Origin of the sequence: Collinsella sp. AF36-3AT (assembly GCF_003475205.1) — a bacterium.
GTDB lineage: Bacteria > Actinomycetota > Coriobacteriia > Coriobacteriales > Coriobacteriaceae > Collinsella > Collinsella aerofaciens_AF.
Map to the genome: position 1 here is coordinate 208,103 of NZ_QROZ01000001.1, position 25,609 is coordinate 233,711.

The 25,609-nt window shown below is 60.6% G+C and carries 21 protein-coding genes and 2 tRNA genes; 3 read left to right on the forward strand and 20 right to left on the reverse strand.

Annotated elements, in window-relative coordinates:
- Positions 1-34 precede the first annotated feature (34 nt).
- The 5 genes from DW003_RS00840 to gltB all read right to left on the reverse strand — a co-directional run bounded on the left by DW003_RS00840 (position 35) and on the right by gltB (position 10,424).
- Positions 35-1,405: an amidohydrolase family protein gene (locus DW003_RS00840; RefSeq protein WP_233545424.1), complete on the reverse strand. Its 1,371-nt coding sequence runs from the start codon at positions 1,403-1,405 to the stop codon at positions 35-37.
- 491 nt (positions 1,406-1,896) lie between these two features.
- A complete protein-coding gene (locus DW003_RS00845) occupies positions 1,897-2,958 on the reverse strand; it encodes a hypothetical protein (protein WP_147352170.1) in 1,062 nt (353 codons plus the stop codon).
- Positions 2,959-3,170: 212 nt separating this feature from the next.
- Positions 3,171-3,878, reverse strand: coding sequence for a hypothetical protein (locus DW003_RS00850; protein WP_118377151.1), 708 nt, complete (start codon positions 3,876-3,878; stop codon positions 3,171-3,173).
- A 361-nt stretch (positions 3,879-4,239) separates the two neighbouring features.
- Positions 4,240-5,721: a glutamate synthase subunit beta gene (locus DW003_RS00855; RefSeq protein WP_118377152.1), complete on the reverse strand. Its 1,482-nt coding sequence runs from the start codon at positions 5,719-5,721 to the stop codon at positions 4,240-4,242.
- A 5-nt stretch (positions 5,722-5,726) separates the two neighbouring features.
- The gene (gene gltB / locus DW003_RS00860) at positions 5,727-10,424 is read right to left on the reverse strand and encodes a glutamate synthase large subunit (protein WP_118387053.1); all 4,698 of its coding nucleotides are present in this window, start codon (positions 10,422-10,424) and stop codon (positions 5,727-5,729) included.
- Between the two features lie 541 nt (positions 10,425-10,965).
- Here gltB and gpmA point away from each other — a divergent pair.
- Together gpmA and DW003_RS00870 are read left to right on the forward strand one after the other, a co-directional pair.
- Positions 10,966-11,739 (forward strand): 2,3-diphosphoglycerate-dependent phosphoglycerate mutase, encoded by a 774-nt coding sequence (gpmA, locus tag DW003_RS00865; RefSeq protein WP_118387055.1) that lies wholly within the window; start codon positions 10,966-10,968, stop codon positions 11,737-11,739.
- A gap of 75 nt (positions 11,740-11,814) precedes the next feature.
- Entirely contained in the window at positions 11,815-13,071 is a 1,257-nt protein-coding gene (locus tag DW003_RS00870; protein WP_118387057.1) for an Nramp family divalent metal transporter, read from the forward strand.
- 467 nt (positions 13,072-13,538) lie between these two features.
- Here the strand turns inward: DW003_RS00870 and DW003_RS00875 are convergent, their stop codons facing one another.
- From DW003_RS00875 to DW003_RS00900, 6 genes are all read right to left on the reverse strand, one after another.
- Positions 13,539-13,682: a rubredoxin-like domain-containing protein gene (locus tag DW003_RS00875; protein ID WP_055251878.1), complete on the reverse strand. Its 144-nt coding sequence runs from the start codon at positions 13,680-13,682 to the stop codon at positions 13,539-13,541.
- Positions 13,683-13,771: 89 nt separating this feature from the next.
- Positions 13,772-14,275, reverse strand: coding sequence for a flavin reductase family protein (locus DW003_RS00880; RefSeq protein ID WP_118387059.1), 504 nt, complete (start codon positions 14,273-14,275; stop codon positions 13,772-13,774).
- A gap of 205 nt (positions 14,276-14,480) precedes the next feature.
- Positions 14,481-14,951: an SsrA-binding protein SmpB gene (gene smpB, locus DW003_RS00885; protein WP_006235325.1), complete on the reverse strand. Its 471-nt coding sequence runs from the start codon at positions 14,949-14,951 to the stop codon at positions 14,481-14,483.
- Positions 14,941-15,858, reverse strand: coding sequence for a hypothetical protein (locus tag DW003_RS00890; RefSeq protein WP_117634813.1), 918 nt, complete (start codon positions 15,856-15,858; stop codon positions 14,941-14,943). Before DW003_RS00890 ends, smpB begins: the two co-directional genes overlap by 11 nt.
- Before the next feature lie 97 nt (positions 15,859-15,955).
- Positions 15,956-16,032 (reverse strand) — tRNA-Glu (locus DW003_RS00895).
- A gap of 17 nt (positions 16,033-16,049) precedes the next feature.
- A tRNA-Gln gene (locus DW003_RS00900) sits at positions 16,050-16,123 on the reverse strand.
- A gap of 265 nt (positions 16,124-16,388) precedes the next feature.
- Here DW003_RS00900 and DW003_RS00905 point away from each other — a divergent pair.
- A complete protein-coding gene (locus DW003_RS00905) occupies positions 16,389-16,799 on the forward strand; it encodes a hypothetical protein (protein ID WP_117763185.1) in 411 nt (136 codons plus the stop codon).
- A 72-nt stretch (positions 16,800-16,871) separates the two neighbouring features.
- On the opposite strand, the gene DW003_RS00910 is transcribed toward DW003_RS00905, so the two are convergent.
- From DW003_RS00910 to DW003_RS00945, 9 genes are all read right to left on the reverse strand, one after another.
- A complete protein-coding gene (locus DW003_RS00910) occupies positions 16,872-17,231 on the reverse strand; it encodes an arsenate reductase family protein (protein ID WP_117778501.1) in 360 nt (119 codons plus the stop codon).
- 92 nt (positions 17,232-17,323) lie between these two features.
- Entirely contained in the window at positions 17,324-18,376 is a 1,053-nt protein-coding gene (locus DW003_RS00915; RefSeq protein WP_118387061.1) for a MupG family TIM beta-alpha barrel fold protein, read from the reverse strand.
- 117 nt (positions 18,377-18,493) lie between these two features.
- Positions 18,494-19,924: a PTS transporter subunit EIIC gene (locus tag DW003_RS00920; protein WP_118387063.1), complete on the reverse strand. Its 1,431-nt coding sequence runs from the start codon at positions 19,922-19,924 to the stop codon at positions 18,494-18,496.
- A gap of 57 nt (positions 19,925-19,981) precedes the next feature.
- On the reverse strand, positions 19,982-20,905 hold the full coding sequence (gene murQ / locus DW003_RS00925) for an N-acetylmuramic acid 6-phosphate etherase (protein WP_118387336.1): 924 nt from the start codon (positions 20,903-20,905) through the stop codon (positions 19,982-19,984).
- 10 nt (positions 20,906-20,915) lie between these two features.
- Positions 20,916-21,302: a MurR/RpiR family transcriptional regulator gene (locus DW003_RS10020; RefSeq protein ID WP_233545425.1), complete on the reverse strand. Its 387-nt coding sequence runs from the start codon at positions 21,300-21,302 to the stop codon at positions 20,916-20,918.
- The gene (locus tag DW003_RS00930; protein WP_233545432.1) at positions 21,191-21,766 is read right to left on the reverse strand and encodes a MurR/RpiR family transcriptional regulator; all 576 of its coding nucleotides are present in this window, start codon (positions 21,764-21,766) and stop codon (positions 21,191-21,193) included. The genes DW003_RS10020 and DW003_RS00930 overlap by 112 nt, the downstream gene beginning before the upstream one ends.
- A 204-nt stretch (positions 21,767-21,970) precedes the next feature.
- Positions 21,971-22,552, reverse strand: a complete 582-nt coding sequence (locus DW003_RS00935; RefSeq protein WP_158566981.1) for a VanZ family protein — start codon at positions 22,550-22,552, stop codon at positions 21,971-21,973.
- Positions 22,553-22,656: 104 nt separating this feature from the next.
- Positions 22,657-23,262 (reverse strand): recombinase family protein, encoded by a 606-nt coding sequence (locus DW003_RS00940; protein WP_117629497.1) that lies wholly within the window; start codon positions 23,260-23,262, stop codon positions 22,657-22,659.
- Between the two features lie 177 nt (positions 23,263-23,439).
- A complete protein-coding gene (locus DW003_RS00945; RefSeq protein ID WP_117839685.1) occupies positions 23,440-25,575 on the reverse strand; it encodes a ribonuclease R family protein in 2,136 nt (711 codons plus the stop codon).
- Between the last annotated feature and the right edge of the window lie 34 nt (positions 25,576-25,609).

Consider the following 25,609-nt stretch of genomic DNA (forward strand, 5'->3'; position numbering starts at 1 on the left):
TGAACGCGGCATAGGGGCCGTCCCTTTGTCACACCTATGCCACGCCGTCACGGGCGAGCTCCTCGGCCAGCGCTTCGGCAGGCATGGCCATAATCGCGTCGAGCTCGGCGTCCACCTCGGGAATACGCTTCACCTTGAGTTTGCGCACCAGGTTGCCGCGGCACATCACGTACGTCGGCTCACGCAGTGCGCACAGATCATCGAGCGGGTTCTTGCGCGTTACCAAGATATCGGCAGCCTTGCCGCACTCGATCGTACCGGTCTCGCCGCCCAGCCCCAGCAGCTCGGCATTGATCTGCGTAGCCGTATGCAGCGCGAAGGCGTTACTCACGCCGACATACTTGGCAAAATAGGCCACCTCACGCCACATGTCGTACTGCGTCACAAACGGGCAGCTTGAGTCCGTGCCCAGGCCCACCTTAACGCCGGCTTCCAGTGCGGCACGGGCGCTCTCGATGATGCCCGAGCACACGATGTCGCCGTTCTTCTTTTGCGTATCGGTCGAATGGGTCTTTTCTGGATCGAGCAATACAAACGGCAGCGCCGGGCTGATCGTGCAGGTCACGCTCGGCGCACGCCCCTCGAGCTGCGTACCCGCGGCACCGTGATACAACTCCAGGATCTCGGGGGTCATCGGAGCGCCGTGCTCGATTGTGTCGACGCCGGATTTAAGCGCGGCCTTCACACCTTCGGTACTCTCGACATGGGCCATCACCGGAAGGCCCACCTCGTGCGCCGCCTTGCACGCCGCTGCGGCAACCTCCACCGGCATACGCAGCACGCCCGGCTCGCCCACCTCGGTCGCATCGAACACACCGCCCGTTACGAACAGCTTAATGACGTCGGCACCGCGCGCGTACAGGTCACGCACCTGCTCGACTGCCTCGACGGGGCTGTTTGCCACCTGGGCAAACAGCCCCGCGCCATGGCCGCCCGGCACCGTGACGCCCGTTCCCGGCGCTACCAGGCGCGGACCCTGATGCTTGCCGGCGTCAATAGCGTCGCGCACGGCGATATCGGCAAACAGCGGGTCACCCGCACCGCGCACCGTGGTCACGCCACTTGCCAACTGCTGCTGGGCGCTGCCTTTGAGGATGTGGCGGACGATGGAGCGGCCCACGGGATTGTCGAGCTTCTTCATGAGTGCGCCCGCATCGCCCGCCGAGACCGGTTTGCCCGAACCGCACAGATGCACGTGCATATTGATGAGACCGGGCATGAGATACGCACCGCCCAGGTCGATAACCTCGGCACCCGCCGGCGCCTGCGCCACAGCACTCGGCCCCATCCAGGTGATGACGCCGCGCTCAACAGTCACGGCCATATCGGGTTGCGGCTCCATATGCTCCGAGCCATCCAGAATGGTCGCATTGATAAACAACGTAGAACGATCGGCAGACGCCATATCGAGCTCCTCCCTCACGATTAACTTGAACATTTGTCCATTATCGCCCAAGGCGACGGAGATGCAGCCGATGTATCGGTTAACGGAGAAAAGGGAGAATGTGAGGATAGAGAGGTCAGCGCGGCGATGCCCCAGCCGTGTGTGCCGAACGTCTCGATCTGCAACAGTAAACCCGGTTTTTTGGGCTACTAGATGTTACAGATCGAGATCTTTCGGCACCGCGTCCAACCTTTGTCTCAATCTGTAACAGTTAGGTCGATTTTTGGCCTGTAAATGTTACAGATTGAGATATTCTCCAGCCCCGTCGTCAAACGTCTAAATCTGTAACAGGTAGACAGGTTTTCGGCCTCTAGATGTTACAGATTGAGATCTTTTAGCGGTAGCCAACCTTCCGTCTCAATCTGTAACAGTTACGAGGCCAAACGGTCCCTTGTTGTTACAGATTGAGACAAACTCGGCAGGAACAACCACCTCCGCGTCAGTTGCACCCCTTAGCGCCCATACCACTGCCGTCTCCATTCCTCCGCCAGATTGACCCGCTGCGGAATGTTCGCCAGTCTCATCTTTTCAGCCAGCTTCCCCGGATTCTTGAGCTCATCAAACGTAAACCTCAGTACTTTATGTCCGAGCATCGTCAGATGGGACTCTCGCTGACGTTCTGCCACGAATGGGTCGACCGACTCCCGACCCTCGTCGTTCTGCAAGGCATACTTTCCCTTTCCATCGAGCTCGCCAATCACGCACGTCCCGTCCTCGAGCCTCCAGAAATAATCAACGCGAAACACTTGGCTCGAATCAAGCGGGTCACGAAACTCCACCTGCAACTCTGGCACCGGAAAACCGTATGCAATAAAGAACGCCCGGAATCGAGACTCGCCACCGTTTTCGGACAGCCCGTCCGCATGCGACGCAATCACCTGAGCTCTGCGATACCCGCGTCTGCCCTCGCAATCGGCCTGGAGCCGTTCGCAGAGGTCGTCGCGCGATATGCCCTTCGCCCGCAGCGCAGAATCGGCGATCGCCAGACCATACGAAAACGGCGCACGCAGCAGACAATCCTTCACCGTGCGCCAAAACGGCGTCACTCGCACGCCGTCGACGCGCTCAAGCGCACCCGCCGCCTGCGGACGCAACAGCCGGCATCCTGCACTCAGCGGCACCGAGCAACCTGTCTTAACAAGAAATCGCGGCCCAAGCAGATCATTTGGCACCTCCAGACCCCACAAAAGTGCCGCGTCGTAACCCCAAAACGCCCAATCGGGATGAAACTCCGCAAGCCCTTTGATGGTCCGCAGCGCTCGCTCCGTCGGCGTCAACGCATCCCAATCATGCTGAAAACAGAACAGGTGCGACTCAGGCTCCGCGATATCGTCGGTTCCCACATGGCGCCGCAGCCACATGAGCTCGGCATTGTCGTGCGTCACAAGCAGCACGCCTAGTTCAGCCGCCTCCGTGAGCCTGGCAAGCATCCTATTCCGCGCCAACGTGTTGCGAGCCGTATGCTTGTGTTTGAGAACGGCATTAGACACTTCCATCACCACCACATCGGACAAATGGACCATTGTCACCGTTGCCTCCGCTGATAAACGTCTTGATCTGTAACAGTTAGACGTTCTCCAGGCCCCTAAACGTTACAGATTTAGACAAACCAGCGGCGCCCAGGTATTCGTCTCGATCTGTAACAGGTAGACCGGTTTTTTGTCCCTAAACGTTACAGATCGAGACATAAAGGCAGAAGGCAAGGCAGGCGACAACCGTCCATCCCCTACTCCCATTCCTGTTCGTAGATGTTGAGCGACTTCACATACCGCCCCTGGGCACCCATGATGTCGCGGACCAGGCGCAAAAAGAAGCTGATGCACGAGGTGTCGAAACCGTCCTCCAGGTCCTCGGGATGCACCGAGCCCGGCCCGTCGACCGTCGTGTCGCTCAGGCGCGCGATGTCATACAGGTAGAGCTGCCCCGCCGTCAGCCAGACATCGTCGACGCACGCGAGTCGCACCGCAATCGCACCATCGTTCCAGCGCTCCTTTTGCACGATATGTGGGTCGTAGACGTCAAAGCGACGGTCGGTGCGCGTGTCCTTCAGCACGACCATGCCAGTCGCGGGATCCTTGTCCAAAATGCCAAAGCGCGAGAAATACTGCGTGTCACGCACCTGCTTAAGTCGCCCGAGCGAAGCAGGAGAAATTGACGCTGGCGGCTCGTCCACATACAGCTCCAACAGCGTCTTGCCGTGGTAATAGGGGCGCTCAAACAGCAGCCAATCGGTAAACGCCATGTTGTAGGCCATGATTTCGTTTTGAGATGGTTCCTCGCAATAGCTGAGCCACGGATCGACGATAATCTCGAACTGCTCGCGCGCCGGCTCCAGAAATTGAAACTTCCGCAGCATCCAAAAGTGAGCCATGTCGGCAATATCGTTGCCGACGGCCTCGGCCAGCTGCGCTCGATCAAAAACTTGGTCAGTCATGGCATCCTCCTCAAACTGATGGACCTCAATTTGAGCTTACGAGGAGGGTGGGCAACCGAGGCAAGCGCGGGCAAAATAGGCCTTCGACTGCAAACCAGATGCTAACCAAACACTTGACGGGACACTTGACCGAATGAGTCCACCGCAACAAAACCGCAGGTAGACATAGACAGCCAACCCGCCCTTTTGAGCCAGATGCCCGCAGCCACCACAGAAACAACAGGTGACCACAGCCCAAGAAGTCGACAAATGAACACCCGTACGTCGACAAACGAGCAAATCGCTCGCAAATCCGCAAGGAGTGTCCCCAACGACTAGACAAAAAATGACTAGTCATTGAGGACGTTCTTAAATGACTACTTTACAGCTCCAGCGCCTCGGCGACCTCGGCTGCGCAGGCCAGGGCATCGGCCATAGCACTCACCACGAGCGAGCTGCCGTTGCGGGCGTCACCGGCCACGTACACCGGTGCGGCATCCGCGGCGACACCCTCCGTGCGAGCCGCGAGGTGCGAGCCCTCGGCAGCCATCACCGGCAGCGGACGACCAGCGGTGGCAACAGGCACGCCCACCGCATCGAACACGCCGTGCTCGGGACCCGTAAAGCCGCAGGCGATGAGCACCAGCTGCGCCGGCACCTCGTGCTCGGAGCCCGCGATGCGCTCGGGCTTTCCCGCCGACCAGTCCAGATCGACCACGCGCAAACCCGCAGCCGCACCCTTCTTGTCCAGCAGCACCTCGAGCGTATCCACGCCCCAGGCACGCATCTCGTCACCCATCGCAGCGATAGCCTCCTGCTGGCCGTAGTCGGTCTTCTTAACGTTGGGCCACTGCGGCCAGGGGTTGCTCGCCGCGCGCTTATCGGGCGCAGCCGGCAAGAACTCAAACTGGCGCACGCTGCGCGCGCCCTGACGCACGGCGGTACCCACGCAGTCGTTTCCAGTATCGCCACCGCCAATGACCACAACGTCCAGGCCGCGCGCGTTCACCGCGGGCTCGCTGCCATCGAGCACCGAGGCGGTCGAAGCCGTCAGGTAGTCCACCGCGTACACCACGCCCGGAGCATCCACGTTCGCAGCCGAAAGCCCGCGGGGCGCACGAGCGCCGACAGCCATCACGACGGCGTCAAAGTCATCGAGCTCGGCCGCCACCGCAGGGTTCGTCACATCGGCGCTCAGCTCAAACACAATGCCCAGCTCGCGCATGAGCGCCACGCGACGCTCGACCACGGACTTCTCGAGCTTCATGTTGGGAATGCCGTACATGAGCAGACCGCCCGGGCGGTCGTCGCGCTCAAACACCGTCACGCGGGCGCCACGACGCGCAAGCTCCCATGCTGCCACCAGACCAGCAGGACCGGAGCCCACCACGGCAACCGTGGGCGCGCCCTCCCCTGCCGGCTCAAAGCGACGCGGGCCGCCGTTTGCCCATTCGCGGTCGCTGATCGCACGCTCGTTGTCATGGATCGTCGTGGGCTGGCCATCGACCGAACCCAGGTTGCACGCGGCCTCGCACAGCGCCGGGCAAACGCGACTCGTGAACTCAGGCATGGGCGAGGTGAGCGACAGGCGCTCGGCAGCCTCGTCCCAGCGGCCGCGGTACACCAGCTCGTTCCACTCGGGAATCAAGTTGTGCAGCGGGCAGCCGCTCGGACGTGCCTTGCCAAAGCTCGCGCCCATCTGGCAAAACGCCACGCCGCACATCATGCAGCGGCTCGCCTGGGCACGGCGTGCATCGTCGTCGAGCTCAACGTACAGCGGATCGAAATCACGGCTGCGCTCCTCCACGGGGCGAAGCTCGTGGGTCACACGATCGATATCAAGAAAAGCACCGGGCTTACCCATGGCACTTACGCCTCCTTCTTGGTCGAAGCAACAGAGCTGGCAGCCACAGACGCAGCGCCAGCAGCACCGCCCGCCACATCAAAGCGATCGACATCCGCGGCGCTCGCGCGACCGGTCACAATGTCAAACGCCAGCTCCTCGGCCTGCGCATGCGTCTTGCCGACGGCCTCGGCGGCGGCGACAATCGCCAGCACACGCTCGTACTCGGTCGGAATGACCTTCACAAAGTGCTTGCTCATCGTCTCAAAGCTGTAGAGCAGCTTGATGCCGCGCGGGCTCTGCGTCGCGTCCACGTGCTCCTGGATGAGCGCACGGACCTGCTCCAGCTCGCCGGCCGTCGGGGCCTTGAGCTCAACGCTCTCGTGGTTCACGCGGGCATCGAGCGTGCCGTACTGGTCAAAGACATAAGCCACGCCACCCGTCATGCCGGCAGCGAAGTTCTGCCCGACCTCGCCCAGGATGAGCGCCAGGCCACCCGTCATGTACTCGCAACCGTGGTTGCCGCAACCCTCGACCACCACGGTGGCACCGGAGTTGCGTACGCCAAAGCGCTGGCCGGCCAGGCCGTTGATGAAGCCACGGCCGCTCGTGGCGCCAAAGAACGCAACGTTGCCCACGATGATGTTTTCGTCGAACTTATAGGTCGCATGCGGGTTGGGGCGCACCGACACCTCGCCGCCCGAAAGGCCCTTGCCAAAGTAGTCGTTGGCGTCACCGCACACGTTGAGCGTAATGCCGCGCGGCAGGAACGCGCCAAAGCTCTGACCGGCCGATCCATCGCAATCGATGGTGATGGAGCCGGCGGGCAGGCCCTCGGGATGTGCCTTGGTCACCGCGTTACCCAGGATGGTGCCCACGCAGCGGTTAACGTTGGCGATGTCGGCATGGAAGCGAATCGGGCGCAGGTGCGCACGGGCATCGGCCGTATAGGGCACAAACAGCGTGGAGTCGAGCGTCTTGTCGAGCTCGCTGTCCGCGGCCATCTGGGGCAGGAAGTGACGACCGTCGGCACCCGGGATGTGGGCACCAAACTCACAGGTCGCGTTTGCCAGCACGGGCGTCAGATCGAGCAGGTTTGCCTTGCGGTTACCCGGGACCTCGATCTGGCGCAGGCACTCGGGATGGCCGACCATCTCGTCGACGGTGCGGAAGCCCAAGCTCGCCATGACCTCGCGCAGTTGCTCGGCAACAAAGAGCATAAAGTGCTCGACGTGCTCGGGCTTGCCGCGGAAGCCGCGACGCAGGCGGCAGTTTTGCGTGGCGATGCCGGCGGGGCAGGTATCCTGCTGGCAGTCGCGCTGCATGAGGCAGCCCATCGAGATGAGCGGCATGGTCGCAAAGCCAAACTCCTCGGCGCCCAGCAGGCAGGCGACGGCAACATCGGTGCCGTCCATGAGCTTGCCGTCGGCCTCGAGCACCACGCGCGAGCGCAGGCCGTTTTGCAGCAGCGTCTGCTGAGCCTCGGCAAGGCCAAGCTCCAGCGGCAGACCGGCGTGCCAGATCGAATCGCGAGCAGCGGCACCCGAGCCGCCATTGTGGCCGCTGATCAAGATCTTGTCGGCAGCGCCCTTGGCCACACCGGTGGCGATGGTGCCGACGCCGGCCTCGCTGACCAGCTTGACCGACACGCGTGCGCCAGGGTTGGCGTTCTTAAGGTCAAAGATGAGCTCGGCCAGGTCTTCGATGGAGTAGATGTCGTGATGCGGCGGAGGCGAGATCAGGCCGATGCCGAGCGTGGACTGACGGACCTCGGCAATCCAGGGGTAGACCTTCTTGCCGGGCAGGTGGCCACCCTCGCCGGGCTTGGCGCCCTGGGCCATCTTGATCTGAATCTCGAAGGCGCTGCACAGGTAGCGGCTCGTCACGCCAAAGCGCGCACTTGCCACCTGCTTGATCGCGGAGTTCTTGGAATCACCGTTAGCCAGCGGGGTCTCGCGACGCGGATTCTCACCGCCCTCGCCGGAGTTGGAACGGCCGTGCAGGCGGTTCATGGCGATGGCCATGCACTCGTGTGCTTCCTTGCTGATGGAGCCGTACGACATGGCGCCGGTGTTAAAGCGGCGGACGATGTTGAGCGCGGGCTCGACCTCGTCGAGCGAAACCGGCGTGCGGCCGCTGGCATCAAAGTCGAGCAAGTCGCGCAGACGCACGGCACGGCCGGTGCGGTGCAGGCGGGCGCTGTACTCCTTAAAGGTGTCGTAGCTGTCCTCACGGCAGGCGGTCTGCAGCAGGTAGACGACCTGGGGGTCGATGAGGTGTTCCTCGCCGCCGAGCGGGCGCCACTTGGTCAGGCCCAGCGTGGGCAGCTGATCGGGAGCCGGGCTTTTAAGGATGGCGAGCGCAGCGTCATAGCGCTCGTTTTGCTCGCGCTCAACGTCCTCGACACCCATACCGCCCACACGGCTCACCGTGCCGGCGAAGTACGCGTTGACGAACTCCGGAGTAAAGCCGACGGCCTCGAAAATCTGCGCGGAGTGATAGCTCTGCACCGTGGAGATACCCATCTTGGACATGATGGAGACGATACCCGCCGTCGCGGCCTTGTTGTAGTTGTCGATGCCCTGCTCGGCCGTCACGTCCAGGTCGCCGCGTGCTGCCAAGTCGCGGATGCACGCATGCGCATTGTACGGATAGATGCCGCTTGCGGAGTAGCCCACCAGCGCCGCAAAGTCGTTCGGGGACACGGCATCGCCGCACTCCACCACGATGTCGGCAAAGGTACGCACGCCAGCGCGAATCAGGTGGTTGTGCACACAGCCCACGGCAAGCAGCGACGGCACGGGCACCTCGCCCGCAGCGGCACGATCGCTCAACACCACGATGTTCACGCCGTCGCGGACCGCAGCCTCAACGTCCTCTGCAAGCTGCTTGAGCGCAGCCTGAAGCGCGCCCTCGCCGGCGTCACGACGGTAGACGGCACGGAAACGGCGAGTCTTAAAGCCCACGCGGTCGATGGCGCAAATGCGGTCGAACTCCTCCTCGCTCAGCAGCGGACGCTCCAGGCGAACCAGCTGGCAGGCCGTACGGGAATCCTCGAGCAGGTTGCCGTGGTTGCCCAGGTAGAGCGTGGTCGAAGTCACCATGTGCTCGCGAAGGGCATCGATGGGCGGGTTCGTGACCTGAGCGAACAGCTGATAGAAATAGTCGAAGAACGAACGCGTCTTCTTGGACAGACAAGCCAGCGGCGCGTCGATGCCCATCGAGGCGAGCGGGGCCTTGCCCTGCTGGGCCATGGGACGCACGACCTCATCGACGTCATCCCAGTGATACCCGAGCTTAGCCATGCGCACGGCGGCGGGTACCTCGGCGTCCTCGGCGGGCACGGAAGCAATGGGCTCATCGAGCACGTCGACGGTCAGTGTCTCCTCGGCAATCCAATCACGGTAGGGCTTTTCCTTGGCGTAACGGGCGCGCAGCTCGTCGTTGTAGATGACGCGCCCGCGGGCAAAATCGACCTCGAGCATCTGGCCCGGCCCCAGACAGCCGCTCGTCAGGATGTTCTCGGGGCGTACCTCGATGGTGCCCACTTCGCTTGCCAGCATAAAGCGGCCATCGCGCGTCACGTAGTAGCGGGCGGGGCGCAAGCCGTTGCGGTCGAGGGCGGCGCCCAGTGTGCGACCGTCGGTAAAGGCGATGGCCGCCGGGCCGTCCCAGGGCTCCATGAGCATGGACTGGTAGGCGTCGTAGGCGCGGCGTTCCTCGCTCAGATTGTCGTTGTGGTCCCACGGCTCGGGTAGCAGCATGGATGCGGCACGCGTGAGCGGACGGCCGTTCATGACCAAAAACTCGAGCACGTTGTCCAGAATCGCGGAGTCGGAACCCTCGCGGTTGATGATGGGCATCACGCGCTCAAGGTCGTGCTGCAGCACAGGGCTGTACAGGTTGGGCTCGCGGGCGCGGATCCAGTTGACGTTGCCCTTGAGGGTGTTGATCTCGCCGTTATGGATGATAAAGCGGTTGGGGTGCGCGCGCTCCCAGCTGGGCGTGGTGTTGGTGGAGTAGCGCGAGTGGACGAGCGCCACAGCCGTCTTGACGGCGGCGTCGTTGAGGTCGATGAAGAAGCGGCGCATCTGCGTGGCGACCAGCATGCCCTTGTACACGATGGTGCGCGAGCTCATGGAGCAGACGTAGAAGATCTTGTCGCGCAGGGCAAACTCGGCATCGGCCTTCTTCTCGATAGTGCGACGGCACACGTACAGGCGGCGCTCGAAGGCGTCACCCGCCGGCGTATCGTCGGGGCGGCCCAGAAAGGCTTGCAGAATGGTGGGCATGCAGGCGCGTGCCGTCTCGCCCAGGTCGTGCGGGTCGACGGGCACCTCGCGCCAAAAGAGCAGCGGCACGCCGGCCTCGGCGCAACCCTCCTCAAACACGCGGCGGGCATCCTCTACGCCCTTGTCATCCTGCGGAAAGAACAGCATGGCCACACCATAGTCGCCCTCTGCCGGCAGAATCTGGCCGCACTTTTGAGCCTCTTTACGGAAAAAGTGATGCGGAACCTGGAACAGGATGCCGGCGCCGTCGCCGGTGTTCTTCTCGAGTCCCGTACCGCCGCGGTGCTCCAAGTTGACCAGAATGGACAGCGCGTCGTCCAGAATCTGGTGATGGCGCTCGCCGTTGATATCGGCAAGCGCGCCGATGCCACATGCATCGTGGTCGAATTCGGGGCGATAAAGGCCCTGCTGCTGAGCGGAATCTGCCTGCATCGCGATCCTCCCCTAGATATTTAGACAGTCAGTTGAATAGGCATACTAGGAGCATCGCCGGCCCGTTGTGTTTCCCACCCGTTTCGAAACAATCGCGTAACGCACACCCTACGAGTGGACACCGCCGACCTTAAGGGCGGCAACAAGGCCCCCAAGTTCGGCCCGTAAGCTCACCGCTTCAAACATCTCAATCTGTAACAGGAAGAGCGGATTTTGGCGCCTAGATGTTACAGATTGAGATTTTCTGCGGAGCGGTTTTGGTTTGTCTCGATCTGTAACACGAAGGGCCGGTTTTGGCGGCCAGCTGTTACAAATCGAGATTTTCCATAGGACCATTTCTTCCTGTCTCGATCTGTAACACCTAGGCCCAATTTCCATCCCTAGTTGTTACAGATCGAGACATTTCGGCAGCCCCCCCTTGCGCCATCCTATTCAAATACAACAATTTTGTTAGTCTTGGTTAACTTTTGAACCTAAAACGGGTATCCTTTGCGGCGTCAAGCAAACGGCACGCACACCGTGCCAGATCAAGGAGGCCCCTATGGCGCACCAGACAGACCGACAGACAATGCAACTTATCCTTATCCGTCACGGAGAATCCGAGTGGAACAAACTCAACCTGTTCACCGGCTGGACCGATGTTGAGCTCACCGACACGGGCCGCGAAGAAGCCGTCGCAGGCGGTCGTGCCCTCAAAGAAGCCGGTTTCGACTTTGACGTCTGCTACACTTCGCGCCTCAAGCGCGCGATCCACACCCTCAACATCGTGCTCGGCCAAATGGATCGCGAGTGGCTGCCCGTCATCAAATCCTGGAAGCTCAACGAGCGCCACTACGGCGCGTTGCAGGGTCTCAACAAGGCCGATGCCGCGGCAGAGCACGGCGACGAGCAGGTGCTCATCTGGCGCCGCTCCTTCGATGTCCGCCCGCCGGCACTCGAGCCGGGCGACAGTCGCGACCCCCACACCCAGGAGCAATACCGCGACGTCGCGCCCGATCAACTGCCCTATACCGAGCGCCTCAAGGACACGATCGCCCGCGCCTGGCCCTATTTCGAAGACGAGATTCGCCCCCAGATGCTCGCCGGCAAGCGCGTACTCATCGCCGCACACGGCAACTCCCTGCGCTCACTCGTCATGAAGCTCGAGCACCTCACGCCCGAGGAGATCCTCAAGGTCAACATCCCCACCGGCGTGCCGCTCGTCTACACCTTCGATACCGATTTCAATGTCCTCGACAAGCGCTACATCGGCGACCCGGCGACCATCGCCGCCAAGATCGACGCCGTGGCCAATCAGGGCAAAGCGCACAAGTAGCCCCAACCCAAATCCGACGCGTGGCGCCGCACGACCCAGATGCGACGTCACGCCGCCCATACGCAGGAGCGCACCATGCTCAACCATCTCAAACAACACTTTGGCTCCCGACGCACCGGTGGTCACGGAGGCCTAGACATTGCGCGGCATATCGGCCCCGGGCTGCTCGTGACCGTCGGCTTTATCGACCCGGGCAACTGGGCCTCCAATATGGCCGCAGGCTCGCAGTTTGGCTACGCGCTGCTGTGGATCGTCACGCTGTCCACGATTATGCTCATCGTGCTGCAGCACAACGCGGCGCACTTGGGCATCGCCACGGGCGCCTGCCTTGCCGAGGCCACGACCCGCTTTCTCCCCCGCATCGTGGGACGCGCGGTGCTCGGCAGCGCCTATCTCGCGACCATCGCCACCGCCATGGCCGAAGTCCTGGGCGGCGCGATTGCCCTTCAAATGCTCTTTGGGCTGCCCGTGCGTGCGGGCTGCGTCATCGTGGCGGCAGTATCGATGGCGATGCTCATGACGAACTCCTACAAGCGAGCCGAACGCTGGATCATCGCCTTCGTAGGCGTGGTAGGACTCTCGTTTTTGGCCGAGCTTGCACTAGTCAAGGTCGACTGGCCACAAGCCGCCGCAAGCTGGATCACGCCTAGTATGCCCACTGGCTCTGCTGCGATTATCGTGAGTGTCCTGGGTGCGGTCGTAATGCCACACAACCTTTTTCTGCACTCCGAGGTCATCCAATCCATGCACTTCGAAGGCCAAGGCGAGCAAGTTATCGAAGAACGTCTGCACTACGAGCTCTTCGACACGCTCTTTTCGATGGGCGTGGGCTGGGCAATCAACTCGGCCATGGTCATCCTTGCCGCAACGACCTTCTTTGCGCACGGCATGGTCGTAGACGACCTCGCCGTCGCAGCGGCCACGCTCTCCCCCATTCTGGGCCCGGCGAGCTCGATTATCTTTGCAGTGGCACTGCTGTTTGCGGGGCTCTCGAGCAGCGTTACGGCGGGCATGGCCGCGGGAACCATTACGGCAGGCATGTTCGACGAGGAATACGACATCCACGACCGACATTCCTCGGTCGGGGTGGCGGCCTGTTTCGCCGGCGCAGTGGCGGCGTGCCTGGTCGTTCCGAATCCTTTTGAGGGTCTCATTTGGAGTCAGGCACTGCTGTCGCTTCAGCTGCCGATCACGGTCTTTGTGCTCATACGACTCACCAGTTCGCCCCGCGTCATGGGCAAATACGCCAACTCGCGCCCGCTCAACGCGCTGCTCGTAGGGATCGGTGCCATCGTGACGATTCTCGATATCGTGTTGTTGACAGGGATGTAATGGGGCGGGGCACCTACCCAGGCAAACGTCTCGATCTGTAACATCTAGACCCGCTTTTGATGTCTAGATGTTACAGATCGAGATCATTCCGAGGGACAGCTCCGTTTGTCACAATCTGTAACACGTAGACCCCGTTTTCGCCGTTAGATGTTACAGATTGAGATCTTCTGCCGAACGGGTTTGGTTTGTCTCGATCTGTAACAAGTGGACCCAATTTCCGCTTCTAGATGTTACAGATCGAGACATTTCTTCAGCTCCAACCTTTTGTCTCAATCTGTAACAGATGGGCCCGTTTTGAGCCGCCACATGTTACAGATTGAGACAAACGGTCGGCCGGACTCACGACAGGCAGGATCGGCTAACAGCAGCCGTGATCCCTTAGGGACGGAAGAAAAGGGCCCCGGCCGTGAATTCGACCGGGGCCCTTGGACAGAGCTATGTGTTGCTGCAAGTCGTGTGTCTGCGAGCTACTCCTCGACGAGCTCAAACTGATCGGGACCGACGCCGCACACCGGGCACACATAATCCTCGGGCAGCTCGGGCGTATCGACCTCAACCTCGTAACCGCAAACGACGCACACGAACTTATACGTCTTCTTCTCCTCAGCCATGATGTTCTCCTCTCAAACGCGACTGGTGATGTACTTCATTTATCAGTATAGATTCTCAATAATATAATGCAAGTATTTTTAAAACATTTCTAGCCTTGATACGAGGACGCCTTCGGAGGCGTCTTGCCCTTCAGGACCTTATGGTAGTAATCGTAGGTGAGTGGCGTCTCGTCACTCAGGCGTTCGGCATCCTCGACCTCGCCGATAAACAGTAGATGCGTGCCCACATCCACAGTGTCGATCAAACGGCAGCTAAACAGGGCCGTCGCGTGCTCGGGCACATAGGGCATGCCCAGAGCCGTCTCGCGGGTCTCGTATTTGGCAAACTTGTCATAATCGCTGCTGGTGCGGAACCCAAAGTTACCGATGTAGAGCATATCGGCCGTCTGATCGATCACGGTCAGCGCGAACGCTTTGGCCGATGCGATGACGCCCGAGGTGACGTTGTCCTTGTTCACGGCAACCGAAATGCGCGGCGGCATGGACGTCACCTGCACCGCCGTGTTGATGACGCAGCCGGCGCGCAGCCCGTCTGCCGCGGCGCTCACCACGTACAGACCGCTCGGCATGGTAAAGAACGCTGTTTTGTCCATAACGATCACTCCCCTAACCCGGGTTGGAACCTCATGGATGTATGTACCCACAAAAAGGCGGCACCCATAACGGACGCCGCCTTTGAAACATATGTGTCAGAACAGTAAGAAAGATGAGACACCCGCAGCTGCGGTGAAATAGGGACTGAATAGCCCCTCAAACAGGCAAACCAGTCCGTATTCCACCGCAACTTATGAAGGACGGTCAGCGGTTGCGCTCCTTGAGGGCGCGGTCGATCTCGCGCTGGACATCGCGCTTGGCCATATCCTCGCGCTTGTCGTAAAGCTTCTTGCCGCGGCCTAGGCCCAGCAGCAGCTTTACGCGGCCGTCGGTATTAAAGTAGAGCTCCAGCGGCACCAGCGCATAGCCGCGGTTGCGAAGTTTGCCGTCAAGAAAGTCGATCTCCTTGCGGTGCAGCAGCAGACGGCGCCGACGGTCGGGATCGCGATTCCACACGCCACCATGGCTATAAGGGTGGATATGCAGGCCGACGAGCCAGCACTCCCCGCCACGAATCAGTGCGAAGGTATCGGTAATCTGGCACGCGCGCTCGCGAATCGACTTGACCTCGGTACCGCTCAGCTCAATACCGCACTCAAACGTCTCATCGATAAAGTACTCGTGATGTGCCGAGCGATTCTTGGAAATGAGCTTGCGCTCGCGCTTACTGGGCATCGCCGGCCTCCTTGGCGCCATCGGCGTTTGAGCCCGCAGCCTCGCGCTTTGCCTTGCGCTCGGCGTTAAGCTCGGCATCACTCTCGCGCACCAGCTTGATAATCGCCGCGCACGCCTCTTCGCCCACCAGGTCGCGGGCACGGACCGTCAGGCGCGTAGCCTCCTGCTTGTCGCCGTCGCTCGCAGCGTCGGTCGCACACATGATCAGGCAGATGGCAATCTCGGCCGAAGGCGAGGTCGGCACGCCCTGCAGGGCGAGCTCACCCATCACATGGTCGTCACTCTCGTCCGCGGCATCCGGATAGGTGGTATGGATCTTGTTGAGCAGGCGCGTCGTATGCGCATCGTTGGGCGCCAGGCGCAGCGCCAGACGCGCGCAGCCCACGGCAGCCGAAATGTTCTCGGTCTCGGGCTCCAAGAAGTACTGACCCAAGTTGGTGTAGGCGCGTGCGGCGCACTTACCGTCGCTCGCGCGCTCCAGCACCGAGAACGAGAGCGATGCCCACTCCTGCTTGTCCTCGAGCGCGCGGAACAGCTCGGCCAAGTCCAAGCGATAGTTGCAGTTCATGGGATCCCAACGCACGGCCTGCATCAGGGCATTCCGAGCACTCACATAATCCTGCTGGCGGATGTAGGCAAACGCCATGTCGGAGTACAGGCGGTCAAAGGGAACCTCGACCTGCACCAGCTCGCGCGGATCCTTCTCCACGCGGCGATAGGCCAGGCGCTCAAACTTGCTGTCGAAGCTAAAGTACTGGCGCTTCTCCTCCGTCTTGCACTCAGCGTCGATATACTCCTCGGCGAGCTCCACCAGACGCTCAAGCAGCGGCGTCGCCGTAGCCAGGTCGCCCTGCGCCAGATAGTTCTCGGCATACGTGATGTCTTCCAAGCTGATAGGCAGGTCCATGACAACTCCTCGGTCCGGGCGGCAGACTCAACGCGCGCCTTAAATATCGGTCAATACACAAAACCCGGGTCTCTTACGAGGCCCGGGCGTTCAATTTTGGTAGCCCGTACCAGATTCGAACTGGTGATCTCCGCCTTGAGAGGGCGGCGTCCTAAACCGCTAGACGAACGGGCCATATGTAGCAAATGCAATGGCTGGGATGGAGGGAGTCGAACCCCCATTGACGGAACCAGAATCCGCTGTCCTGCCATTAGACGACATCCCAATGACTGCATCGCTGCGCTCGGCTGTGCCTTTGCGCAAGAAAGAAATATACGGGAAGTCCGGCCGTGACGCAAGCCCCAATTTTGACTTTTTTGAAATTCAGTCAAATACGGCCGACACGTGAAGGACCTGTGAAGCGCCAGCGACACGTACGGCGCCAAAGCCCGTAAAACATCCCGCATCTACCGCTGGTAGATTACAACAATGCAGCACTCACGGCTGATGGCACAATCGAACCGTCATCATTGCACGGATATCGAGGCGCCATGGACGAAGAGCTTGATTACCTATGGGAGACTCTGGGCCTCGAGATCACTGCTGACCTTTGGCCCGAACGGGACAAAATCCATCCCACTCTGCGCCCCGCCATCACGGTGATGCAGGCAAACTACCGCCGTGCATCCTTTTTGATCATGCGGATGTCATGGCACGCGGGACTCCCCGACCTTAAGCGAATCCAGGCAAGCCTCGTCGAGCTGTCCGGTATGCCGACTGTCATATCCGAGGCGCACCTGGAGCAGCGACAGCGCGAGCGACTGCAACAGCAGCGGATTCCCTTTATCTGCCCCGGCGTTCAGGCATATCTGCCCTTTATGGACGAGGAGTACTGGAGCGGCAAGCCCAACAAGCACGTAAAGGTCTACGATCCGCACGAATGGGCACAGCTCGAGGATTGAGCCGAGCGAGCCCGCCGATGGAAAACACGTCCCACCCCGAGCGCTCAAAACGGGTCGCACTTTCCGCAGCCGCTACAGCAACGCCTCGACCCAAGCCGATTCCCTAAAGCCGGGAATCGCAAAGTCGTCGCCCACCAGCAGTGGGCGCTTAACCAGCATGCCGTCGGTCGCCAGCAGCTCGTAGCACTCCCGATCCGTCATGCCCGCATCTAGACGCGCCTTCAGGCCCAGCTCTCGATATTTCATGCCCGACGAATTAAAGAAGCGCCGCACCGGCAGTCCCGAACGAGCAATCCAGGTCGCAAGCTCATCAGCCGTGGGATTGTCCAAAACGATATCGCGGTCGATATACTCTACCCCGTGTTCGTCCAGCCATGCCTTGGCCTTCTTACAGGTCGAGCACTTGGGATATTCAATAAACAGTACGGTCATGGGAATCCTCCGAATATAGATCGGCCAACGCAGGCACACGCCACACGAGGCGCCTTCGCATGATGGGCCAATTGTAGCCCACGGGTCACACGCTAAACGAACCGTACCCCGAATCCGCGTTTGATGAACGGCAGCAGCTCCATTGCCTCGGGCGTGATATGACCCGCAACGTTCATGCGCTCCTCACCGGGAAGATCGACCCGCGCAATCTCAAGCTCGCCTTCGTAGCGCCCATAGCTGCTATTGCTCACAGCGATCGACCCCGCCTTTCGAAACAGGCCGGCACCGGCATCCATCGGCACGGAATCCGGCTTAAGCGTCGTACGCGACTCCTGAGACCTAAAGATGAGGGTGCTCGAATCGGGTCGGTCGTGATGAATCTGCCCACGCACATAGGCATAACCGGGCTCAAGCTCGCATTGCAGGTCCACGTATCCGGCGGAAACATGAGCAAACTGCGTCCAGCCCGCATCGGAAAGATCGGGGTCGCCGACCAACACAATGTCGCAATCGGCGCCATGTGCAAGCTCAAGCATATTGAGAGCAACCTTTGACGCGCGACCTCGCTGCGCCTCGACCGTCGGCAGTCCCTCGAATACTGGCCCGCGAACGTTAGCATCACCCGGCACAAAAGCCATGATTTCGAATCCAAGCGCCGCAAGACGAAGATTCACCCGAGCAATGTCCTCCAGAGCTAAACCGGTATAAGGCTTGGGGTAAAAATTGTGGCAGGCGGCAAAACGAGTCACATCGGCACCGGCCTCACGCCACGATGCGATTTCATCAGAACTCACCGTCGATGCATTGACCACAATGCGAAATACACCGGACAGCTCCGCGACCCGCCGGGCGCTAAAGCCATAGTCCAAACGAAGATATTCCAACCCCAGATCGCGCAGGTCCTCGATGCGCTCAAGCCCGAGCAAATCGCACGTGCGCGGCCCCACATCGGCAATGAGCGCAATGCCGCGGGCGGAAAGCAGCGACAGCACATGACGGACCTTATCGGTATACGCCGCTCCCCCATCCTCGGGAATATGCAGCGAAGTGAACGCATAGCGCGCACCCGCCGCGGCACCGTGTTCAATCGTCCGCTCAATATCCTGCAGAGGGCTGGAAAGATAAATCGAAATACCCGTTTTCACGCTTCAACACTCCTTTAAAAAAGGCCGGCGGAGCAGTTAGCCCCGCCGGCACAACCATAGCATCAAGAAATCTGCCGCGCGCCTCGAGCCCTAAGCAACACGGCTCGCGATATCAAACTACTCGCCAAAGAACTCGTTGATCTTCTGCTCGTCGACGCCAAAGAACCACGTCAGGACAAAGCCGGCGGCATAGGCAAGCAGCATAGCGGCAACGTAACCGAGCTGCTGGCCAGGAACGACGATCAGCAGGCCAAACAGACCGGAAACGCCCTGAGAAACCGTGCCGATGTGAAGCAGCGCCGCGAGCGCGCCGCCAAATCCGGCACCCAGGCAGGCCGTCACAAACGGACGAACGAGCGGCAGCGTAACAGCATACATCAGAGGCTCGCCCACACCCAGGATTCCAACGGGAATGGACTCTGCGACGTACTTCTTGAGCTTGGCGTTCTTGGTCTTAAAGTACAGCGCCAGACCGGCACCGACCTGACCGCCGCCAGCCATCATAAGGATGGGAAGCAGGTAATTGATGCCCTTGGTAGCGCCGTCGGGATCGTTGAGCATAGCGTGGATCGGCGTGAGCGCCTGATGCAGGCCGACGGAAACCAGCGGCAAGAAGCCTGCCGACAGGATATAACCGCCCAGGACGCCCAGCTTCTCGAAGATAAAGGTCAAAACGCTAAAGATGGCAGTCGTCAGCCATGCGCCAACCGGCTGGATGACGAGCATCAGAGCAAAGGCGCCGATGATGAGCACCAGCAGCGGGGACAAAAACGTGTCGAGTGCGTTGGGCATAACCTTGCGAATCTGACGCTCCATCCAGGCAAAAAATGCGCCGGCGATAAGAGCCGCGATCATGCCGCCCGCTGCGGGGTTGTACTGTGCATTGGTGAGCGGCAGCAGAATGGCAGTGGCAGGATCGGCCGCGCCAGGCGCAAGCAGGGGCATGGCACTGTTGGCAATACACATCATGCCGGCGATGCCGCCCAGCGCAGCGGAGCCACCAAACTCACGTGCCGCGTTATAGCCCACCAAGATGGGCAGATAGGCAAACAGGGCCCAGCCCATGGAACGAATGCCCTGGTACCACCACTCGCCTGCAAGCGCGCCTGCCGTCGAGACGTTAATGACGTTGCAGATGCCGTTGATGAGGCCAGCCGCAATGATGCCGGGAAGCAGGGCGACGAAGACATTGGAAATCTTCTTGAGGAAGGCCTGAACCGGCTTGGACTCGTACTTGGCCTTCTGCGCGGCCTTGTTTGTGGCCGCAGCGTCAACCACGCTCTCGTCAGCAACGCCTTTCGCAAGGCCGGTGAGCTTGGAGAACTCCTCGAGCACCTTATTCACCTTGCCCGGACCCAGCACGATCTGCATCGTGTCGTCCTCAACAAGGCCCATCACGCCGTCGAGTGCCTTAATACCCTCCGTGTCGACGTTGCCCGTGTCTTTGACGGTCACGCGCAGGCGCGTCATGCACGCCGTGTTTGCGAGCACGTTGTCTTTACCGCCCAAAAGGTCCAGCAGCTTTTGAGCCAGCTCTTTGTTCGTCATAACTCCTCCTTGTATTGGGTATCTCGTCTGGATGTCATATCAGCTCACGCCGTGCACCTATTGGGCATCGGCATCGCTCTTCTCATGGCCGCTCACAGCAGTACGGACATGGCCTCGCGCCCGCTCAAGAGCTACCGCAGCCTGCTCGGCATCGCAGTCCAGCAGCACCGAGACAATAGCGGTTTTTACGTGGCCGCCGGCATCTGCAAGCGCCTGAATAGCGTGCTCGCGCGTACAGCCGGTCGCCTCCATCACGATGTTCTGGCCGCGCACCACCAACTTCTCGTTCGTCTGCTGCACATCGACCATCAGGTTTTGGTACACCTTGCCAATCTTGACCATGGCACCGGTCGAAATCATATTGAGAATGAGCTTTTGGACCGTTCCCGCTTTGAGCCTCGTTGAGCCGGTCAGTACCTCGGGACCGGGCACGGGCTCAATGGCAAGATCTGCGCTCTCCCCGATCTTCGACCCTTGGTTACAGGCAATTGCGATGGTCTTGCACCCAGTTGCTTTGGCGTACACAAGACCGCCCACCACATAGGGAGTACGACCGCTTGCCGCCAGGCCAACGACAAGATCCTTGTCCGAGAGTCCACGCTCCCGCAGGTCGCTCGCGCCAAGCTCCTCGCTGTCTTCGGCACCTTCGACAGCCTTGATAAACGCCGTCTCGCCTCCGGCAATGAGCCCGACAATCAAATCGGGTGACACGCCAAACGTGGGCGGACACTCCGAAGCGTCGAGTACGCCCAGACGACCGCTGGTGCCTGCGCCCATGTAAAAGACGCGCCCGCCGCGCTCGAGTGCCTCAGCAGCCCAGTCGATTGCTGTGGCAACCTGGGGCAGCACTTTTGTGACCGACTGGACGGCACGAAGATCCTCATCGTTCATCGTCGTAACGATTTGCAGCGATGTCATCGTATCGAGGTCCATAGACCTTTGATTACGCTGTTCGGTCGTGAATTTTGTTAAATCGAGCATTTCATTCACCTCATCTTTCCTGTTTCTCGATGTAGTTTTGCTTAATGACATGCGTCGCCCGTTCGTAGTCGCTGGCAACGTAAGCAGCGTACAGGGCATCGACAACCATAAGCTGGGCCATACGCGAAGCCATGGCACCGCTGCGGACCAAGGGCTCACTCGCAGCGACGCCGAGCACGGCATCGGCCATGGTGGCAAGCTTGGATGATCCATCTACTTTGGTCACGGCCACAACGGGACAGTTGTGACGTTGGGCCTCGGCGGTGCAGTCCAGCACCTCTTGCGTCAAGCCCGAGTAGCTAAAGGCGATTGCCATATCGCCCTCATGCATGTTCTTGGCACACAAGAGCTGATCATGCCAGTCGTCGTACAGATGGCACTCTTTGTCGACACGCATGAGCTTTTGCGCCAGATCGTGCGCGACCAAACGAGAGCACCGATACCGAACAGATTGACTGCGCGCGCCCGCTTAAGATAGGCCGCGCATCGCTCCAAGACGGTGTAATCGAGCGTTCGCGCCGTCGCTTCGATCGTGCGCACGTTGCTTTTCATCACCTTCCCCACGATACGTTCGACGCTGTCATCCATGGAGATGTCCTCGAGGGCTACGTCTTTCTTGTCACCTAAGAGCGCCAGCTCGGCAATCAGTTCGCGCTGGAACTCCTTGTAGCCCGCAAAACCCAAACGCTTGCAAAAGCGCAAAATGCTCGAGGGCGAGGAGAACGTGGCATCGGCAAGACCGCGGACGGACAGCCCGACCACCTCGTGCGGATGAGCGCTCACATATGCGATGACATTGCGTTCCGCCGGGCTCGCGCTGAGCTCACGCTCGCGAAGCCGCAAAAGCAATCCGTTTGCCATCTCAAACACCTCCGTTGAGAAGAATTAAAGACCAACGAACGATTCGTACCGGATACAAACAGCTTTTACGGTACATTGTGCCGCATCGTGGCGCACAAAGGACGAGCGTTCTACCGCTCGCCCCTCAAATCCGACCGCTCGGAAATACGCGCGACACAAAATAATTCAACAAGGTCGCATGATCAGAAACGGGTTTGTTACCGGCTAGCGCCTCGCATGGGCGCCGATGGGGCGCGTCTCGTGGTGCACCCATGCGGAGACCAGCAATACCAACAGCATCGCGGTGACATAGCCCGCAGCATCGAATCCTAAATCGATAACGTCGAAATGCCTGCCGGGAACAAAGATCTTATGTACCTGATCGCCAACGGAGCAGACGGCGCAAAAGAGCAACACGGGCACGCAACGGGAGCAAACGCTCCACGGACGCCTGGAAAAGCAAACCACGGCCACCGAGGCGAACAATCCGACGAAGAAAAACTCTACGGTATGGGCAACGCGACGGACGTTCGTGCCCACCCACATGCGAATGGAAGCAAGTCGGCCAGACCGGACATTCGAGGCAGCCGAATCGATGCCCCCGGTCATCCCGTTCTCGGTCTGAGCTTCACCCGTGGCATCGGCAGCCTGAACGCCCGTAGCCTGACCCTCCACCACGCGCGCGGTGGACTCGCTCAGCAACGACGTCTCCACCGCATTTTGCTCCGTCAGCACCCAGATGCCCGCCAGCGTTGCAGCGAACAGAATGATCGCGGTCCATCCGATTATTTGTTTTACGCGCGCCAAGGGCCTACCTCCTTTTTTGAATATCAGCGAGTGTAGCCCCAAATGACATCGTCAGCGTATCAAAATTTGAATCGCAACAGGAAGCGCCAAAGCGGCGCAAACCCCTACCCCGCCTCGCGCATCCAGCGATCGAACGTCCCCACGCACACGCCCAGGCACTTTGCTGCCTGGCTGCGGGTAATATCGCCTGCCTCATAGCTATCGCGTACCAGCTCAAACTGAGGAGGGCACGGCTTGCGAGGTCGACCGAAACGGACCCCTCGCGCCCGCGCCGCTGCAATCCCCTCCGCTTGGCGCCGATGAATATTCTCGCGCTCCACCTGCGCCACGTAGCTCAGCAGTTGTAGCACAATATCGGCAATCAGGGTATTGGTCACATCCGGCGCGCCGCTGGCCCTGGCGCGCGTGTCAAGCAATGGCATGTCCAACACCACAATGGCAACCCCGAGCTCCTTGGTAATGCGTCGCCATTCCTCAAGAATCTCGGAGTAATTACGGCCAAGTCGGTCGATAGAAAGCACCACCAGCACGTCCCCGTCTCCCAGGATGTGCAGCAGCTCGCGATACCGCGGGCGATCGAAGTCCTTGCCGCTCGCATGGTCGGCATAAATATTCGCCGAGCCCACGCCATAGGCGCCCAGCGCATCCAGCTGCCGATTTAGATTCTGATCGCGCGAACTCACCCGCGCATAACCATACACCGTCGCCATCTCATCCCCGCTTTCTTGTAAACCTGCCAAAAAGGGACAGGTTTATTTTGGTAGGTTTTACCTCTCGAATAGCAGGTAAGCGGGCGGCCGAGCAGACGGCAAGGTAGCCATGATCCAAATGCGGAGGGCGGCCCCGAAAGACCGCCCTCCGCTCTCCCGCCATGAGTCGAGATTTGGCTAATGGATAAGCTTAAAGTCCAAGTGCCCACGCGTGGTATTGACGCGCGAGACCTCGATAATCACGCGCTGGCCCAGTTCATAGCGAGTCCCCGTGTCGGCGCCCGTCAGCGTAAGCGCATCCTCGTCGAACTCGAACCACTCGTTGCCCAGACTCTTGATCGAAACCAAGCCTTCGACCTGCGTCAGGTCCAAGCGCACAAAGAGGCCCATGCTGCTGACCCATGAGACCGTTCCGGCATAGCGCTCGCCCAGGCGATCCTCATAGTACTGGGCAATCTTGATCTTTTGCGTCGCATGGCTGGCGGCATCGGCCGCACGCTCCGCATCGCTGCACGCACGGCAAATCTGCGGCAGAATGCGCGGCAGCGACTCGCGCCCCTTGCCGATCAGCCGCGGCGTACGGACCAAGGCGTCCTTGCCGCCGAGCTGCTCATAGGCCAACTGCAGTTTGAGCACGCGGTGCACCACCAGATCGGGGTAGCGACGGATGGGACTCGTAAAGTGGCAGTAGCACGGCGCGGCGAGCGCAAAGTGGCCCTCGTTGCGCGGCTTGTACAGCGCGCGCTGCATGCTGCGCAGAAGCAGCGTGTTGACGAGCGGTGCGTTGGCCGTACCGGCGGCAGCATCAACTGCAGCCTGCAGCTCATCGGGACTCCCCAGGGCAATACCGGCAGCACGGCGATCGTCGATGATGCCCAGCTGCGCCAGCGCAACGGCGGCACCGTGCAGGCTATCGGGGCTCGGATCCTCATGCACGCGATAGCAAGCCTCGATATCACGGTCTGCCAGCCACTCTGCAACGCACTCGTTGGCGAGCAGCATGGCTTCCTCGATAAGCGACGTGGCACACGAACGCTCACGCGCCACAATCTGCACGGGCACTCCGTCCTCGTCCAATAGAGCGCGAATCTCGGCCGTGTCAAAATCGACTGAGCCGCGGACGCGACGAATACGACGGCGAAGTTCGGCGAGTTCGTTGGCGGCGACAAGGAAATTGCCGAGGTCGACGTTGCAGCCGCGGGCGGCCTTCTCGCACGCAAGACCGCGCTCAAGCGCCTCCTCGCGCGAGGCCTCAGCAGCCGCAACATCCTCGGCCGCACCCTCCAGCACCCCATACTCCACCGCGCCGGCGCGCACCAGCAGCGCCTCGGCGCCGTCATAGTCCATACGCACACGCGAGCGAATCACGCTGGGGTACGGATCGTAATGCCGCACGCGACCCTGCGCATCGAGCTCAATGTCAACGGTAAACGCAAGACGGTCCTCGTCAGGGCGAAGCGAGCACAGGTCACAGGACAGGCGTTCGGGCAGCATGGGAAGCACGCGATCGGCCAGATACACCGATGTCGTACGATGGCGAGCCTCAAGATCGATATGCCCGTCCCAAGCCACATAGTGAGAAACGTCAGCGATATGCACACCCAGCTTGTAGCCACCCTCGGGCGTGCGCTCAAGCGAAATGGCATCGTCAAAGTCGCGCGCGTCGACCGGGTCGATCGTGATGACAAAGCGGTCGCGCAGATCGCGGCGGAGCGGGTCCTTAAGCGCCGCGGACACATCGAGCGAAAGTCCCTCGGCCTCGTCCAGCGCGGCCTCGGGATAGCTATCGGTATAGCCGTAACGCGCCATCACATACTGAACGCCCAAATCCGGCGCGTCATCTCCGCCAATGCGGCGTTCGATCGTCACGGTGCCTGATTCCAGGCGCGTCGGGTAGGTCAAAATGCGCGCGACAACGGCATCACCCGGGTGAACGCCCAGACGATCCGCCGAGGTATCCTCGGGCAGAATGAAGAAGTCAGCCTTCAGGCGCGAATCGAGCGGCTCGATCACACCGAGCGGACCAGCGGTCTGGTACGTACCCACCACGCTTATGGCTGCGCGCTCAACCACGCCTTCGATCACGGCGCACCGCTCACCGTGCGGGCTGTTCTTAATGCTCACGGCAACGGTATCGCCATCCATGATCTCGCGCTTACCGCGGCCCATGACCTTGTAGTCGCCGCTCTCGGTTATGACATAGGCGCCATGCTCATGGAGCTGCACGCGCCCGGTCAAGCTCGGACGGCGTTCGCTGCGCACCGGCCCGCGCTTATTGCGAGCTCCACGCTTATGCTTGTTATTGCGCCCCATGGCGCCTCCTTGCTATCGATGACGAACTCCAAAG